The sequence below is a fragment of the Bradyrhizobium sp. BRP20 genome (assembly GCF_020194215.1).
Lineage (GTDB): Bacteria > Pseudomonadota > Alphaproteobacteria > Rhizobiales > Xanthobacteraceae > Bradyrhizobium > Bradyrhizobium yuanmingense.
The window spans coordinates 448,247-464,520 of sequence record NZ_JADYVY010000002.1 but is presented as its reverse complement, the minus strand read 5'-3'; the positions used below and the strand labels follow the sequence as shown (position 1 = coordinate 464,520).

At 64.7% G+C, this 16,274-nt stretch carries 15 protein-coding genes; 7 read left to right on the top strand and 8 right to left on the bottom strand.

The window, feature by feature from the left end:
• Positions 1 to 120: 120 nt before the first annotated feature.
• Complete coding sequence (aspS, locus tag I6F33_RS06840; RefSeq protein WP_225141661.1) at positions 121 to 1,893, bottom strand: aspartate--tRNA ligase; 1,773 nt, start codon at positions 1,891 to 1,893, stop codon at positions 121 to 123.
• Between the two features lie 197 nt (positions 1,894 to 2,090).
• Here aspS and I6F33_RS06835 point away from each other — a divergent pair, with 197 nt between their 5' ends.
• A complete protein-coding gene (locus I6F33_RS06835; RefSeq protein ID WP_057029315.1) occupies positions 2,091 to 3,563 on the top strand; it encodes a YdiU family protein in 1,473 nt (490 codons plus the stop codon).
• A gap of 114 nt (positions 3,564 to 3,677) precedes the next feature.
• Here I6F33_RS06835 and I6F33_RS06830 read toward each other — a convergent pair whose 3' ends face one another.
• Positions 3,678 to 4,688, bottom strand: coding sequence for a M23 family metallopeptidase (locus I6F33_RS06830; protein ID WP_225141660.1), 1,011 nt, complete (start codon positions 4,686 to 4,688; stop codon positions 3,678 to 3,680).
• A gap of 251 nt (positions 4,689 to 4,939) precedes the next feature.
• Between I6F33_RS06830 and I6F33_RS06825 the strand changes: the two genes are divergently transcribed.
• The 4 genes from I6F33_RS06825 to I6F33_RS06810 are packed head-to-tail and all read left to right on the top strand — an operon-like array spanning position 4,940 to position 8,952.
• Positions 4,940 to 5,791: a phosphodiesterase gene (locus tag I6F33_RS06825; protein ID WP_036033944.1), complete on the top strand. Its 852-nt coding sequence runs from the start codon at positions 4,940 to 4,942 to the stop codon at positions 5,789 to 5,791.
• A 1-nt stretch (position 5,792) separates the two neighbouring features.
• The gene (locus I6F33_RS06820; RefSeq protein ID WP_225141659.1) at positions 5,793 to 6,743 is read left to right on the top strand and encodes a carbohydrate ABC transporter permease; all 951 of its coding nucleotides are present in this window, start codon (positions 5,793 to 5,795) and stop codon (positions 6,741 to 6,743) included.
• Positions 6,740 to 7,609, top strand: coding sequence for a carbohydrate ABC transporter permease (locus I6F33_RS06815; RefSeq protein ID WP_036000527.1), 870 nt, complete (start codon positions 6,740 to 6,742; stop codon positions 7,607 to 7,609). The genes I6F33_RS06820 and I6F33_RS06815 overlap by 4 nt, the downstream gene beginning before the upstream one ends.
• Positions 7,610 to 7,620: 11 nt before the next feature.
• Positions 7,621 to 8,952 (top strand): ABC transporter substrate-binding protein, encoded by a 1,332-nt coding sequence (locus tag I6F33_RS06810; protein ID WP_225141658.1) that lies wholly within the window; start codon positions 7,621 to 7,623, stop codon positions 8,950 to 8,952.
• 76 nt (positions 8,953 to 9,028) lie between these two features.
• On the opposite strand, the gene I6F33_RS06805 is transcribed toward I6F33_RS06810, so the two are convergent.
• A complete protein-coding gene (locus I6F33_RS06805) occupies positions 9,029 to 10,018 on the bottom strand; it encodes a zinc-dependent alcohol dehydrogenase family protein (RefSeq protein ID WP_225141657.1) in 990 nt (329 codons plus the stop codon).
• A gap of 103 nt (positions 10,019 to 10,121) precedes the next feature.
• Between I6F33_RS06805 and I6F33_RS06800 the strand changes: the two genes are divergently transcribed.
• On the top strand, positions 10,122 to 11,021 hold the full coding sequence (locus tag I6F33_RS06800; protein ID WP_225114151.1) for a LysR family transcriptional regulator: 900 nt from the start codon (positions 10,122 to 10,124) through the stop codon (positions 11,019 to 11,021).
• 351 nt (positions 11,022 to 11,372) lie between these two features.
• Entirely contained in the window at positions 11,373 to 12,521 is a 1,149-nt protein-coding gene (rnd, locus tag I6F33_RS06795) for a ribonuclease D (RefSeq protein WP_036000537.1), read from the top strand.
• A gap of 127 nt (positions 12,522 to 12,648) precedes the next feature.
• On the opposite strand, the gene I6F33_RS06790 is transcribed toward rnd, so the two are convergent.
• The 5 genes from I6F33_RS06790 to I6F33_RS06770 form a co-directional block, all read right to left on the bottom strand.
• On the bottom strand, positions 12,649 to 14,031 hold the full coding sequence (locus I6F33_RS06790) for an aspartate aminotransferase family protein (RefSeq protein WP_036000540.1): 1,383 nt from the start codon (positions 14,029 to 14,031) through the stop codon (positions 12,649 to 12,651).
• Between the two features lie 196 nt (positions 14,032 to 14,227).
• A complete protein-coding gene (locus tag I6F33_RS06785) occupies positions 14,228 to 14,398 on the bottom strand; it encodes a hypothetical protein (protein ID WP_167361657.1) in 171 nt (56 codons plus the stop codon).
• 29 nt (positions 14,399 to 14,427) lie between these two features.
• Positions 14,428 to 14,991 carry an isochorismatase family protein gene (locus I6F33_RS06780; RefSeq protein WP_036000543.1) on the bottom strand — a complete coding sequence of 188 codons (564 nt, stop codon included), beginning with the start codon at positions 14,989 to 14,991 and terminating at the stop codon, positions 14,428 to 14,430.
• Positions 14,992 to 15,016: 25 nt separating this feature from the next.
• Positions 15,017 to 15,637: a GNAT family N-acetyltransferase gene (locus I6F33_RS06775; protein ID WP_036000546.1), complete on the bottom strand. Its 621-nt coding sequence runs from the start codon at positions 15,635 to 15,637 to the stop codon at positions 15,017 to 15,019.
• Positions 15,624 to 16,241 carry a hypothetical protein gene (locus I6F33_RS06770; protein WP_036022739.1) on the bottom strand — a complete coding sequence of 206 codons (618 nt, stop codon included), beginning with the start codon at positions 16,239 to 16,241 and terminating at the stop codon, positions 15,624 to 15,626. Before I6F33_RS06770 ends, I6F33_RS06775 begins: the two co-directional genes overlap by 14 nt.
• Between the last annotated feature and the right edge of the window lie 33 nt (positions 16,242 to 16,274).

Below are 16,274 nucleotides of genomic sequence, written 5' to 3'. Positions count from 1 at the left end.
TTGCGACGAAGCAATCCAGACTCGTTCCGCGGAAAGATTCTGGATTGCTTCGCTGCGCTCGCAATGACGAGGAGGAGAGAGCGTGCTTTTCCGCGCACGAGGAGAGGCGTAGCCTCACCTTCACTTCTGCGGCAGGTTGACCCGCACATGCAGCTCGCGGAGCTGTTTTGTGGTGGCTTCCGACGGAGCGCCCATCAGGAGGTCCATGGCCTGCTGGTTCATCGGGAACAGCGAGATCTCGCGCAGATTCGTGGTGCCACAGAGCAGCATCACGATGCGGTCGACGCCGGCGGCCATACCGCCATGCGGCGGCGCGCCGTACTGGAAGGCGCGGTACATGCCGCCGAAGCGGTCGACCACTTCCTGCTCGCCGTAACCTGCAATCTCGAACGCCTTCACCATGGCTTCCGGCACGTGGTTGCGGATGCCGCCCGAGGCGATCTCGTAGCCGTTACAGGTGATGTCGTACTGGAACGCCTTGATCGTCAGCGGATCCTGCGACTTCAGCGCCTCCAGGCCGCCCTGCGGCATCGAGAACGGGTTGTGCGAGAAGTCGACCTTCTTGTCGTCCTCGTTGTACTCGTACATCGGGAAGTCGACGATCCAGGCGAGCTCGAACCGCTCCTTGTCGGTGAGGTTCAAATCCTCGCCGACCTTGTTGCGGGCGAGACCTGAGAACTTCCAGAACTTGTCGGGATCGCCGGCGACGAAGAAGGCGGCATCGCCTTCCTTGACGCCGAGCTGCGCGCGGATCGCGGCGGTGCGCTCGGGCCCGATGTTGTTCGCGAGAGGACCTGCGCCCTCGCCGCCCTCGCGCCACATGATGTAGCCAAGGCCGGGCTGGCCCTCGCCTTGCGCCCACGAGTTCATGCGGTCACAGAAGGCGCGGCTGCCGCCGCCCGGTGCCGGGATCGCCCAGACCTGGTTCTTGGGATCTTCGAGCATGCGCGCGAACACCTTGAAGCCGGAGCCGCGGAAATGCTCGGAGACGTCCTGCATCTCGATGGGATTGCGCAGGTCCGGCTTGTCGCTGCCGTACTTGCGCAACGCCTCGGCGAACGGAATCCGGCGCCAGCCCTTGGTCACCGGCTTCCCCTTGGCAAACTCTTCAAAGACGCCCGTGATCACAGGCTCCATCGCCGCGAAGACGTCTTCCTGCGTCACAAAGCTCATCTCGACGTCGAGCTGGTAGAACTCACCGGGCAGACGGTCGGCGCGCGGGTCCTCGTCGCGGAAGCAGGGCGCGATCTGGAAGTAGCGGTCGAAGCCCGACATCATCAGCAGCTGCTTGTACTGCTGCGGCGCCTGCGGCAGCGCGTAGAACTTGCCGGGATGGATGCGCGACGGGACGAGGAAGTCGCGCGCGCCTTCCGGCGAGGACGCGGTCAGGATCGGCGTGTTGAACTCGAAGAAGCCCTGCCCCTCCATGCGCCGGCGCATCGACTTGATGATCTCGACGCGCGTCATGATGTTCTGGTGCAGCTTCTCGCGACGCAGATCCAGGAAGCGATACTTGAGGCGGATGTCCTCGGGATATTCCTGGTCGCCGAACACCGGCAGCGGCAGGTCGCCGGCCGGGCCCAGCACCTCGATCTCGCTGATGTAGACTTCGACCTTGCCGGTCGGCAGATCGTCGTTGTCGGTGCCGTCGGGGCGGCGGCGGACCTTGCCGTCCATCTTGACCACGAATTCCGAGCGCAGCTTTTCGGCCAGCGAGAACGCCGCCGAGTCCGGGTCGACCACGCACTGGGTCAGGCCGTAATGGTCGCGCAGGTCGATGAACAGCACGCCGCCATGGTCGCGGACGCGATGGACCCAGCCGGAGAGGCGGATGGTCTCGCCGATGTTGCTCTCGCGGAGCGCGCCGCATGTGTGTGACCGGTAGCGATGCATGGTCGTCCCAAAATCAATGTCTGAAGGAGGCGAATCGAACGGCCCGTGATGGCCGGTCCGAAGTTGCGGCAGGGTTTACCCCGGCAGGACGGGGGCGGCAACCAAGGGAACGGCCGGATTTGGACCTCAGGTGCCCATTTTTGGCTTATCCGGGGGCGAACCTTTGCCGATTGACGTTCCAGCCCTATCTTGAGGTCATGACGGTGCATTTCCCCTTCCAGAACTCCTATTCGGCGCTGCCGGACAACTTCTTCGCCCGCGTCGCGCCGACCCCCGTCGCCGCGCCCCGGCTGATCAAGCTGAACCGGCCGCTGGCGGTCCAGCTCGGGCTTGATCCTGATGTGCTGGAGACCCCTGAAGGCGCGGAAATCCTGGCCGGCAAGACGGTTCCCGCCGGAGCGGATCCCATCGCCATGGCCTATGCCGGGCACCAGTTCGGGCATTTCGTGCCGCAGCTCGGCGACGGCCGTGCCATCCTGCTCGGCGAGGTCATCGACAAAGACGGCGTCCGCCGCGACATCCAGCTCAAGGGAAGCGGCCCCACCCCATTCTCCCGCCGCGGCGACGGCCGCGCGGCGCTCGGCCCGGTCTTGCGCGAATACATCGTCAGCGAGGCCATGTTTGCGCTGGGCATCCCGACCACGCGCTCGCTCGCCGCGGTCGTCACCGGCGAGCACGTCATCCGCGAGACCGCGTTGCCCGGCGCGGTGCTGACCCGCGTCGCCTCCAGCCACATCCGCGTCGGCACCTTCCAGTTCTTCGCGGTCCGCCGCGACACCGAGGCGATCCGCCGGCTCGCCGATCACGTCATCACGCGCCATTATCCGGACCTGCTCCACGCCGAGCGGCCGTATCACGCGCTGCTCGCCGCCGTGGTCGCGCGCCAGGCCGAGCTGATCGCACGCTGGCTGCTGGTCGGCTTCATTCACGGCGTGATGAACACCGACAACAGCTCGATCTCGGGCGAGACCATCGATTATGGCCCGTGCGCGTTCATGGATTCCTACAATCCTGCCCAGGTGTTCTCCTCGATCGACGAGATGGGCCGCTACGCCTATGCCAACCAGCCGCGCATCGGCTTGTGGAATTTGACGCGGCTTGCCGAATGCCTGCTGCCGCTATTTTCGGACGACCAGGAGAAGGCCGTCGCCGAAGCCCAGGACATTCTCGGCGCGTTCTCCGACCAGTTCAGCGCGGCCTATCAGGCCGGCTTGCGCAGGAAGGTCGGCCTGTTCACGGAGCGCGACGGCGACGATGCGCTGATCCAGGACCTGCTCGACGCCATGGCCAAGAACCAGGCCGACTTCACCCTCACCTTCCGCAAGCTCGGCGAGGCCACTGGCGATGAGGCTGCGGACGTGCGCGGCCAGTTCATGGAGCCCGCAGCCTTCGACGAATGGGCCGGCCGCTGGCGCGCACGCATCGCGCTGGAGCCGCAAACCGCCGCCGAGCGCCAGGCCGCCATGCACGCGGTCAACCCGCTCTTCATCCCGCGCAACCACCGCGTCGAGGCCGTGATCCAGGCCGCGGTGAACGACGACGATTACGCCCCGTTCGAGGAGCTGGTGCAGGTGCTGGCGAGGCCGTTCGACGACCAGCCGGAGTATGCGGCCTACGCCGATCCGCCGCTGCCGGATCAGCGCGTGTTGCAGACGTTCTGCGGGACGTAGCTACAAGTCCGCTGCGTAGGGTGGATTAGCCGAAGGCGTAATCCACCACTTCTCTCGACGCGCGAAAAGCGAAAAGGTGGATGACGCTTCGCTAATCCACCCTACGCACTCATTCTACTTCGTCGCCTTCTTCACCCCGCCGAACGATGCCACGTCGAATTTCTGAGGATCGACGGTCTCGTAGCGTGACCACTCCATGTCCGGCATCTTGCCGTAGCGTTCGCTCCAGGCCTTGTCCGTCGTCGTGTTGCCGGGAGCGACGGGGCGAAGCTCGAAATGCAGCACCTTGCTCGGGCCGATCTCGCCGATCGTGTCCTTCGCTTTGACGGTCGCTCCCACCCTAAGTGTCTCGCCTTTCGGACCGACCACGCGGCCGAGCTGGACGTAGCGCGTGTAGACGGTGCCGCCATTGGGATAGGTGTGCTTGAGCACGACGTATCGGCCGCAGCCGCCGATCCCGGGAAAATCGGCCGGCGCCTGCTCGCCGGTCTCGATCTTGACGATAACGCCGTCCGCCATCGCTGCCACCGGAGCGCCCGGCTTGTCGGCGGTGAAATCGACACCGGGATGCTCGTCGTGGGTCCAGCATCCGCAGGATGTCATCGTCGTGTCCGCCGGCTTGTCGGCACGTGGAAAGCTGCGCGGGGTCAGGAATTCGTTGACCAGCAGTCCCGGCCCGTCGGGCGAGGTGAAGGCGTGGATCGCATAAAGCGAGAGCTTGCCGCCGACCGGCACCTCCTTCGGGAGAAACCCGTAGACCACGTCCTGGATGAAGACCTTGAGCTCACGCCCCTTGGCGGAGCGCACCGTGATGCAGTTGGTCGCCTGCAGGCTGTCGGCATCCTGCTTGGGCATGCCGCTCATGATCAGAGACCGCTTGAGCGCTCCGTTGGCACACGGCTCGCCGTGAGAGGCCAGCGTGACATCGAGCTTCAGCGGCGACATTGGGTAGACGTCCATGCCGGTGGCGGGCCGCCGGCGCGCCAGGAATTCGTCGAGATCGGTCTCCTTGTAGCGGGCGAAGTTGAACTCGGCCGCGGTCGCACGCGGACCGGTGCTCAACACGGCAAGCAGGACGGAGAGAGAAGCAAGCAATCCCAGCTTGCGGAAGACTCGCGGCGGCATTGGGGAAACTCGTGATGCAATGAGGCTTGGACCAGCAAACCATGACCGCATCTTCACGGCAAGGTAGCTTCTCCACTGCACCGCAATCGTGAGGCGCCGTCCCCGTCGCATCTGCCCGCCGAAGCGTGTCCACATGTTCAGCAGGCCACGGGAACCGCTGTCATCAAACTGAAACACACGCGCTCTAACGGGCTGAGAGCGCCGTCTTGCCGGAGGCGCCGATCCTCCAACCGTCCCGATTTAGGCGCGCCATGCCCTTCAAATTCATCCACCTCACCGACACGCATCTCGCGAATCCCGGCTCGATGCTCTACGGCCTCGATCCGCGCGCCCGGCTGGATGCGGCGATCGCCGACATCAACAAGCACCAGTCCGACGCTGCGTTTGCGGTCGTGACCGGCGATCTCACCCATTGGGGCGAGCCTGAGTCCTACGCCAACTTCGCCGAGGCGATGACGGCGTTGAAGATTCCCTACATCGCGATGGTCGGCAATCACGACAAGCGCGTCACCTGCCTGGACGCGCTGAAGGCGGCGCCGCGCGATGCCAACGGCTTCGTGCAGGGCACGCGCACCACCGAGCACGGCCTGTTCGTCTTCCTCGACACGCTGGACGAGACCAGCCATGCCGGCGAGATGTGCGCAAAGCGCCTCGGCTGGCTGGCGAATACGCTCGCCGCCGCATCCGCCGACCAGGAATTCGTCGTGTTCATGCACCATCCGCCGTTCCCGGTCGGCGTCCACGCCATGGACGAGATCGCGCTGAAGCAGAGCGCCGAATTCGCGGAAGTCATCGCGCCCTATCGCGCGCGGATCCGCCACCTCTTCTTCGGCCATGTGCACCGGCCGATCTTCGGCAGCTACGGCAAGATCCCGTTCTCGACGCTGCGCGGGACCAACCACCAGGTCTGGTTCGAGCTCGACGTTGCGGCCAGCGAGCATCTCGCCAGCCACGAGCCGCCGGCCTATGGCGTCGTGCTGATCGACGACGAGAACCTCGTCGTGCACAGCCACGATTTCCTCGACCAGAGTCTGCGCTTCCCCTTCGAGCCGCCGGCAGGAGTGGACGGCCGCGACTACGCGCTCAATTTCCGGGCGCGATGAGATGAGCCTCGCTGAACCCGCGGCTCTCCCGGTCGCGACGTCGGCGGCACCGCGTCTGCACCTTCTGAAGCGCTTCACGAGCCGCTTCAAGGCCTCGCTGCCGGCCTATTTGCTGCTCCTGCCCTCGCTGGTCTTCCTCGCGCTGTTCACCTATGGCGCGATGGGGCGCGTGCTGATCGATGCGCTCTATCAGCGCGCGACGCCGAAGGCGCCGGTGCGTTTCGTCGGCTTTGAGAACATCAGCGCGGTGCTTGCCGACCCCGCCTTCGCAGGAGCCGTCGTCAACAATTTGATCTACGCCGTCGGCACGGCAGTGCCGAGCATCGCGCTTGCGCTGTTGTTCGCGCTGGCGCTGGCGCGCACCAACGCGGTGACCAGCGCGCTGCGTGCCGCGCTGTTCCTGCCGGTGCTGATTCCGATGGTCGCGGCCTCGTCGCTGTTCCTGTTCATCTTCCTGCCGAACGTCGGCCTGCTCGATTATTACATCGGCCGGCTGCTGCCGGTGCTGCCGAACTGGCTCGGCGATCCCGACATCGCGCTCTACGCGATCATGGTCATCACCGTCTGGAAGAACGCCGGCTATTACATGCTGTTCTTCCTCGCCGGCCTCCAGGCCGTGCCCGAGGACGTGATGGAGGCGGCGCATCTCGACGGCGCCGGACCGTATCGGCGGCTGCGCCATATCATCCTGCCGGAGCTCAAGCCCACCTTCCTGTTCGTCACCGTCATCGCCACGCTGAATGCGGTGACGCAGGTCGACCACGTCTTCGTCATGACTCAGGGCGGGCCGTCCAATGCGACCAACCTCGTGCTGTTCTACATCTACCAGCAGGCGGTCGAGCACTACGACATCGGCAAGGCTTCGGCGGCGACGCTGCTGACGCTGGCCGCGCTGATGGCCCTCACCGCGCTGTCCTTCCGCACCATGGCGAGCCGCGAGGGCGGGCCATGAAGCTGATCGATACACTGTGGAAGGACGCCCCGCTCGCCACCCGCGGCGAGATCACGCCCAAGCTCGGCTTCGCCCTGACCGTGCTGCTCGCAATGGTCTGGCTGATCCCCTTCCTGTGGATGGTCATCGCGACGCTGCGCCCCGCCTCCGACGGCATCAACGCCATGGCCGAGTTGATGCCGAGCCTCAAACCCACGCTCGACAACGTCAGGGACGCCTGGGAGATCGGCGATTTCCCGCGCTACACGCTCAACACTACGATCATCTGCACCGGCATCCTCCTGGTGCAGTTCGTCACGATCACGCTGGCCGGCTTTGCCTTCGCGCGCCTGGACTTCGCCGGCAAGACGCCGATCTTCTACCTGTTCCTGATGCAGCTGATGCTGGTGCCGGTGCTGCTGATCGTGCCGAATCTGTCACTGGTGGCGCAGCTCGGTCTCTACGACACGCTCACCGGGGTGATGATGCCGTTCTTCGCCTCGGCCTTCGGCACCTTCCTGATGCGCCAGGCGTTCGAGGCCATTCCGACCGAGCTGGAAGACGCCGCGCTGATCGATGGCGCCGGTCTGTTCCAGCGCATCCGCCACATCTACGTGCCGCTGTCGATGCCGAGCTTCTCGGCCTTCGCCATCATCTCCGTGACCAGCCACTGGAACGACTTCCTGTGGCCGCTGATGGTGATCAATTCGCCGGACAAGCGCCCGCTCACGATCGGCCTCTCCGTCTTCACCAAGACCGCCGAAGGCACGCAGGCCTGGGGCACCATCGCCGCCGGCACGCTCATGGTGATCGCGCCTCTGCTCGTCGCCTTCCTGATCTTCCAGAAACGCTTCATCAGCTCTTTCGTCACCTCAGGCATCAAATAGGAGATTTTCCGATGCTGTTCTCTCGCAGGCTCATGCTCGGCCTTGCCATGGTAGGCACCATGGCAGGCGCCCTCGCCGTTCCGGCCAAGGCCGAAGGTCCGACCGAGGTCGATCTGTTCTTCCCCGTCCCCGTCGACGGCAAGCTCGCCCGCGACATGGGCACCCTGATCAAGGAGTTCAACGAGACTCATCCCAGCGTCAAGGCGACTGCGGTCTACACCGGCTCCTATGACGACACGCTGATCAAGACCCGCGCCGCGATCAAGGCCGGCAAGCCGCCGGCCGCCGTGATCATGTCAGCGAACTTCCTGCTCGACATGCAGATCGAGAACGAGCTCACCAATCTCGATGCGCTGATCAAGGCCGACGGCTCCACCAAGGACCAGTTCCTCGGCCAGTTCTTCCCGGCGCTGCACGGCAATGCCGTGATCAACCGCTCGGTCTACGGCGTGCCGTTCCACAATTCGACGCCGCTGCTCTACATCAACGCCGACAAGGCCAAGGAAGCGGGCCTTGATCCGAGCAAGCCGCCGCAGACCTGGGCCGAGCTCACCGACTGGGCCAAGAAGCTGACCAAGCGCGAGGGCGACAAGGTGACCCAATGGGGCATCGCGATCCCCTGCGCCTACGATTATTGCGGCTGGATGATGGAAACGCTCACCATGAGCAATGGCGGGCGCTACTACAACGAGGAGTTCGGCGGCGAGGTCTATTACGACACGCCCTCGATGCTGGGTGCACTGACCTGGTGGAACGACCTGATCTACAAGCACAAGGTCCACACGCCCGGCGCCACGCCCGGCCCTGCGGTGAGCACCTCCTTCATCTCGGGCAATGCCGCGATGATGATGCTGTCGACAGGCTCGCTCACCTATGTGCGCGACAACGCCAAGTTCCCCTACAAGGTCGCCTTCATCCCGCGCAACGTCCGCAACGCCGTGCCGATCGGCGGCGCCTCCCTGATCATGCCGGCCGGGCTTGAGGCCGACAAGCAGAAGGCCGCCTGGACGCTGATCAAGTGGATGACTTCGCCCGAGAAGAGCGGCTGGTGGAGCCGCGCCACCGGCTATTTCGCGCCGAACATGGCCGCCTACAAGACGCCGGAGATGGTCGAATTCCTGGCCAAGAACCCGGACGCCAAGACCGCCGTCGAGCAGCTCGACGTCGCAAAGCCGTGGTTTGCGACCTACAAGACCGTGCCGGTGCGCAAGAACCTCGAGGACGAGGTGATGCTGGTCCTCAACGGCAAGAAGCAGCCGAAGGAAGCCCTCGCCGCCGCCCAGAAAGCCGCCGACGAGACGCTCAAGCCGTACAATGCGGAGACGTCGCTGAAGCTGCCGTAAAATCGGCTGTCCATCGCACGAACAAGCTTCGGCGCCCCGTCATGCGGGGCGCCGAATGCGTTGGGAATGCGCTCGATCAGATCGTCACCACGATCTTGCCGAACTGATCGTTCGACTCCAGAAACCGATGCGCTTCGACGATGTCCTCGAAGCGGAACGTCCTGGCGATGACCGGCTGCAACGTGCGATCCGACAGCCCGTCGAGAATGAACGCCTTGGCCTGCGCAAGGCGCGCCGGATCGCGGATGATCTCGTGCACGAGGTAGCCGCGCAACACCAGGCTCTTCGTCAACACGTTGAACAGCGGAAACGGCGTCGGCTCAGGACTCAATCCACCATATTCGATCAGGATTCCGCCCGGCGACATGGCCGCGGTCAGCGGCTCGAACGCGGGACCACCGACGGCGTCGAAGACGACGCGGACCCCGTTTGATCCGGCGATCGCCTGCAGCCGCGCCCGAATGTCGTCTTCCTCCGAAGCGACGACATGGGCAGCGCCGGCATCGCGCAAGGCCCCAAGCTTGGTCGAGGTCCGCGTCAGTGCGACCGCCGTCGCGCCGACCCGGTTTGCAATCTGAATCGCCGCGAGCCCGACGCTGCTGGATGCAGCGGTGATGGCAACGATGTCCCCTCGGGCAAGCCGGGCGATGTCGACCAAAGCGCCGTAGGCTGTCAGATACTGCATCCACACGGCCGCCGCCGTCTCGAAGCCGAGCTCCGGCGGATGTTTCACGATGAGTTCGGCCGGAAACGTCGCGAGCTCGGCATAGGCCGGCCATCGCACCATCGACAGCGGCGGCACGATGCTCACGATATCGCCAAGCACAAAGCTCGTCACATCGTCCCCGACCGCTTCGACGATGCCGGCCGCCTCGAGACCCAGCCCAGATGGAAATGTCGCGCGCTCGATATAGGTCCCCGTTCGCAACAAGGCCTCGGCGCGATTGAGGCCGAGTGCCTTGACCCGGATCTGCACCTCTCCCGTCGCCGGTGGCGGAACATCGATCGGTTCGATGCGCAGCACGTCGGGACCACCATGGCGATAAAAGCGAACGGCGCGGGCCATGGATGCACTCCAAAACAGTTGAACTGAATAGAGCTATGCCGATCCGTGCGAAGAGGATAAATCGCCCAAGCAAGCCAACAGTCGAAACCAGGAGTTTTCAATCATGGACCGCCTGACCAGCATGGCCGTGTTCGTCAGGGCCGTCGATCTCGGCTCGTTCGCGGCTGCGGCCGATGCCCTGGAGATGTCGGGGCCGATGGTTGGCAAGCACGTCCGTTTCCTCGAAGAGCGCCTCGGGGCGCGGCTCCTCAACCGCACCACGCGGCGCCAGAGCCTGACCGACGCCGGCCAGGCCTACTACGAACGCTGCCGCGCGGTGCTGAGCGAGGCCGAAGCCGCAGATAGCGTCGTTGCCGACCAGCTGTCGGAGCCGCGCGGCAGGCTGCGCGTTACCATGCCGGCCCTGCTGGGACGGCACTGCATTGCGCCGTTGCTGATGAAGCTCGCGCGGAAATATCCGCATCTCGAACTCGACCTCTCGTTCGGCGATCCGATTGCCGACATCGTCGAGGCCGGCTACGATCTGGCAATCCGAACCGGCGATCTCGACGACCAGTCCGGCCTGATCGCACGGCGCATCGCAAGCCAGCGCATGGTGGTATGTGGCGCGCGGTCGTATTTGCGCACGAGCGGCAGGCCGAAATCGCTCGACGATCTCGCCGCCCATCAAGCGATCATCTATCGCGGCTCAGGGCGTGTCCGGCCGTGGCTCTTTCCGCAGGAGGGCGGACCTCAGCGCGAGATCATGCCATCGGGCCGGCTCCGACTTGACGACCTGGAGGCGATTGCCGATGCCGCGGCACAAGGCATGGGTCTCGCCTGGCTACCCTATTGGCTGGTCCGCGAGCGCCTCGACACGGGTGCGCTGGTCAATCTCTTCAGCAGTCAGCCCCAATTCCTCTACGAGTGCCACGCTCTCTGGCCGCGCTCACCCCGGCTGCCGCCGAAGGTGCGCGCTGCCGTGGACATCCTCGCGACCGGCTTGCCGAAGCTGATGGCGTGACCATGGCTGCGCCCAATTAACTTCTCGTCCACCATCCGGCCCGGCCTGGCGCCGGTAACCACGAGAATTAACAGGCCCTCAACGCACCCCCGACAAATCTATCAATGTTTCTGGAGATTTCGCCGTGGATCTGTTGGTTTTCGAGTTCCTGGGATTGGCCTTGGTCGCCATGTGCGTGATCGTGGTGGCGCTGCCCTGCGCCCGCAAATCCTCGCACCGGATCCGTTACGAATAGGAATTTCGTCGGAAAGGGACGATTCCGGCCCGATGCAAGGCTCGAATTCGCTTAGAGCCCCTTGACATCACAGCACTTTCGGCGGAACGGCTGATACCAAGTGTCATGGGCCGTTCATGGATTTAATTACCACCACCGCTGACCTCGCGGCTGCCTGCAGCCGGCTGGCCAAGCACCCCGTCATAACAGTCGATACCGAATTCCTGCGCGAGACCACTTACTACCCGCTGCTGTGCGTGGTGCAGATGGCCAGCGCCGAGGAAGCCGTGGTCATCGACACCCTGGCCGAGGGGATCGATCTCAAGCCGTTCTTCGAGCTGATGGGCAACGAGGGCGTGCTCAAGGTGTTTCACGCCGCCCGCCAGGACATTGAGATCATCTGGCACCAGGCGGGCATCATCCCGCACCCGGTGTTCGACACCCAGGTGGCTGCGATGGTGCTCGGTTACGGCGACAGCATCGCCTATGACGCGCTGGTCGAGAAGGTCACCGGCCACCGCCCGGACAAGACCCACCGCTTCACCGACTGGTCGCGCCGGCCGCTGACCAAGGAGCAGATGCATTACGCGGTCTCCGACGTCACCCATCTGCGCGACGTGTTCGCCGCGCTCGACGCCGACCTGAAGAAGCGCCGCCGCAGCGAATGGGTCTCCATCGAGATGGAGGTCCTGACCTCGCCCCGCACCTATGATTTCCATCCCGAGCGCGCCTGGGAGCGGCTGAAGACGCGGGTCCGCAAGCCCAAGGACCTCGCGGTGCTGATGGAGGTCGCGGCCTGGCGCGAACAGGAGGCGCAGAGCCGCGACGTGCCGCGCGGCCGCGTGCTGCGCGACGAAGCCGTCACCGATATCGCGACCCACGCGCCGACCACGCTGGAGAAGCTCGCCCATCTGCGCTCGGTGCCGAAGGGGTTCGAGAAATCCAAATGGGGCGCGGACATCATCGCCGCGGTCGAGCGGGGGCTGGCGCGGGACTTCTCGAAGCTGCCCAAGCTGGAGAAACCGCGCAACAATTCCAACGGCGCCGCCATCGTCGAGCTGTTGAAGGTGCTGTTGCGGATGACCGCCGAGCGCCACGCAGTCGCAAGCAAGGTGATCGCGACCGTCGACGACTTAGAGGAGATCGCGGCGGACGATGAGGCCGACGTGCCCGCCTTGCGCGGTTGGCGCCGCGAGCTGTTCGGGGACGCCGCGCTGAAGCTCAAGCGCGGCGAGCTCGCGCTCGCGATCGAGAAAGGCCGCGTGATCGGGGTGCAGCGGGCGTAGGGCCGCTCCGCTCACTCGATCGTCATTGCGAGGAGCTCTTGCGACGAAGCAATCCAGACTGTCTCCGAGGAGGGATTCTGGATTGCTTCGCTGCGCTCGCAATGACGACGGAGAGAGCGACGAAGCCTTACGCCGGCGTCAGCTTCGCCACTTCGCTCTTCATGTCGTTCAGCACGCCGGAGATCGCGTCCACCAGTTCGTCGATCTGGGTCTTGGTCGTGATCAGCGGCGGGCAGATCGCGATGGCATCGAGCATGTTGCGCGAGATCACGCCGCGCTCCTGGAGCATGCGGCTGGCGATGCCGCCGACGGCGCCCGGCGTTGCCGCCGCGGTCTTGCGCGCCTTGTCGAGCACGAGCTCGAGCGCGGCGATCATGCCGACGCCGCGGACCTCGCCGACCAGCGGGTGGCTGGCGAGTTCACGCAAGCGGCCCTGCATGTAGCCACCGAGCTCGGCCGCGTGTGCGACGAGGCCGCGCTCCTCGATGATCTTGAGGTTCTCCAGCGCAATCGCCGAGCCGACCGGATGGCCGCCTGCGGTGAAGCCGTGGCCGAGCACGCCGATCTTGTTGCTCTCGTCCGCGATCGGCTCGAACATGCGGTCGTTCAGGATGATCGCCGAGAGCGGGAAATAGCTCGATGTGATCTGCTTGGAGACGACGATCGCATCGGGCTTGATGCCGTAGGTCTCGCAGCCGAACATCTTGCCAGTGCGGCCGAAACCGCAGATCACCTCGTCGGCGACCAGGAGAATGTCGTACTTCTTCAGGACCTTCTGGATCTTGTCCCAATAGGTCGCCGGCGGCACCACGACACCGCCCGCCCCCATCACCGGCTCGCCGAAGAACGCCGCGATCGTATCCGGCCCTTCCTTCTGGATCAGGGCGTCGAGCTCCTCGGCCCGGCGCGTGGCGAAGGCTTCCTCGCTCTCGCCGGGGGCGCCGTCCTTGTAGAAGTGCGGCGAGCCCGTATGCAGGATGTTCGGCAGCGGCAGGTCGAACGAGCGATGGTTGTTCGGCAGGCCCGTGAGGCTGGCGGATGCGATGGTGACGCCGTGATAGGCACGCAGGCGGCTGATCACCTTCTTGCGCTGCGGTTGGCCGAGCGCGTTGGAGCGATAGGCGATCAGCTTCAACACGGTGTCGTTCGCTTCCGAGCCGGAATTGGTGAAGAACACCTTGCTCATGGGCACCGGCGCGAGCGCGACCAGTTTCTCGGCGAGGTCGATCGAGGGACCGTGCGATTTGGCGGAGAACGTATGGTAGAACGGCAGCGCCTGCATCTGCTTGTGCGCCGCCTCGACCAGTCGCTTCTCGTTGAAGCCGAGCCCGACGCTCCACAGGCCCGCCATGGCTTCGAAATAGCGCTTGCCCGACGCGTCGAAGACGTAAGGCCCCTCGCCGCGCTCGATCACCAGCGGACCGGCCTGCTGATGCGTGCGCGCATTGGTGTAGGGATGGAGCTGATAGGCCACATCCCGGGCCTCTTGCGAATTGGGCAGCATGGACATTTGCGATGATCCCTAAAAGCGTCACGCCGCCGGCGGGCCGGCGTCATCACTCGATGGCGAGTACTTGTCTCAAGTACTTGGCTATTGCCACGACGCAAAACTTGCAATGCCAATTCGTCGGCGGCAAGCGCTCAGCAGCGATGCACAAAGCCGCACATGACAGGACCGCGGATCGCAGAATCGGGCTGGGCAGCTCTCACGCCGCGCCGTCGTCGTCCACTTCGTCGGTGGCGGAAACGGCTTCCCTCACCTCCATCAGCGCCATCGAGAGCAAGTAGACCGTGGTAGGCAGCCCAAGCCTGCGCGCCTTCTCGGCGGCATGCGACAGATCGCTCGCCAGCTCCTTGAGCTCGTCTCCCCGCGACAATTCTCAACCCATCGACCGGCCGCGGCCGCCTACACCGCAACGGCGCCGCTGGTTCTGATCAGTTCGGCGCTGGACTGGACTGTAGCAAAATTCGCAATGACATCCACTACCGCATGCCGGTAGGCCGCGGCATCGTCCGTGCCCGGCTGCCGGCAAGCCACCGCGTCGGTGATCACATGGTAGCGATGACTGCGGTGAAACCCCTCGACGGCAGTGGCCAGGATGGTCTCGTCCAGGGAAAAGCCGATCAGGATGCAGCGTGTGGTGCGGATAGCGGACATGTGGCCGCCAAACCGCGACGAGCTGTAGGCGGACGGCAGCGGGTGCTCGAACGTCATCTCGCCCGGTTGTGGCCTGGTCTCCGCGATCCAATCGGTCAGCCTGGATGACGGATTGAACCAGGCCGCCTGCGCGATGCGCTTCAGATGCATCACCGGCCATAGATTGCTGCGCCACAGCGTCAGGAGTTCCAGGCAGCGCGCCGCCGTCGCATCGCCGTCGCGGATAACGTGACGGCGGCCGGGAGTCAGGTACTCGACCTGAAGATCCGCACAGACCAGGATCGGCGGATCATCGTGCATTGAAACCAGCATCGAGTTGCGCGCAGCTGCACCTGTTTCAGCGGTCGGCGAGCGCGAGGTCCCGCAGCGGCGAGGTCACCGCCCGCCCGGCCGAGGCATCGAGCACGCCAGGACGGTCCCAATCGCCCTCGGGACGAATAATCACATAGGGATCGCTATCCAGCGTGATGGCGTCCGGGCCCGGCTCGATCTCCAGCAGCATCTCCGTGTAGGAGAAATCCGAGAACGTGATCTTGCGGTTGTGACCGAGCGGCTTGGCGCCGAAATGGGCCCAGAAATCGACCAGCCGGTCCTGCGCCTGGCCGTAGATCTTGCGAAAGCCCTTGCGCTTCACATAATCGACACTGGCCTGCACCAGCTTGAACGAGACGCGCGAGCGCCGATATTGGTGACGCACCGCAAGCCGCTCCACCTTGGCGAAATCGCCGAAGAAGCGCACCCGCAGGCAGCCCGCAGGCTCGTTGCCGACGAAGCCGATGAAATGCGCCGCGACCATGTCGTTGCCGTCGAACTCCTCCTCGAACGGACAATCCTGCTCGGCGAGGTAGACCGCCGAGCGGATGGCGGTCACCAGCATGAGATCGCTTGGGTCGCGCGCGAGGCGGATGGTGATGGCGCGGGAACAGGGCTTGGCGACTGGAATCCTAGTACCGTGCATCTGCAAAGCTCCTTGATTGGATGATCGCTCCCGGCATGCGTATCGGCTGTCGATGCCAGGGCCGCTCGTAGCACCAAAGGTCGGGTTGGAAGCTCGGGACGGGCGCAAAGCCTGTCGCCTTCATGATGTCGCGTCCGGCCACCGTTGACGGCTGCGCATAGCAATCCGCATCGCGAAACCTTATCTGCCGCAGATGAGCCGCGGCCTTACCGAGACCGGCGATGCCGCGGCCCGTCGCCGCGATCGCCCAGATGTAGATGGCAGCGACGTCTTCGTCTGCCGATGCGAGATAACGCGTCTCGGGCGCGGTGAGGCAAATCTCGTCGAGCAGCAGCGCGTCATGTCCGCGGTCATTGAGAAACAGGAAGGCCATGCCGCCGACGAGCTTGCCTTTGCGGCTGAATGTCAGGATGCTCTGGGGATCGAAGACGTAATATTTGGCAAGCTCCGCCGTCCCGATCTGCACGCCCGGCACCAGCCGGTGCGCCATCTCCGAAAGCGCTCCAATTTCGGAAAATTGCGCACAGCGGACGTCGACGTCCGGGCTCAACGGCAAGGCATCGAAATCATGCCTTGCGGCAAACGTGCCCCTTTCCATACTCATGTCGCGCCTCTATCGTTCGAGGCTTTCATGCCC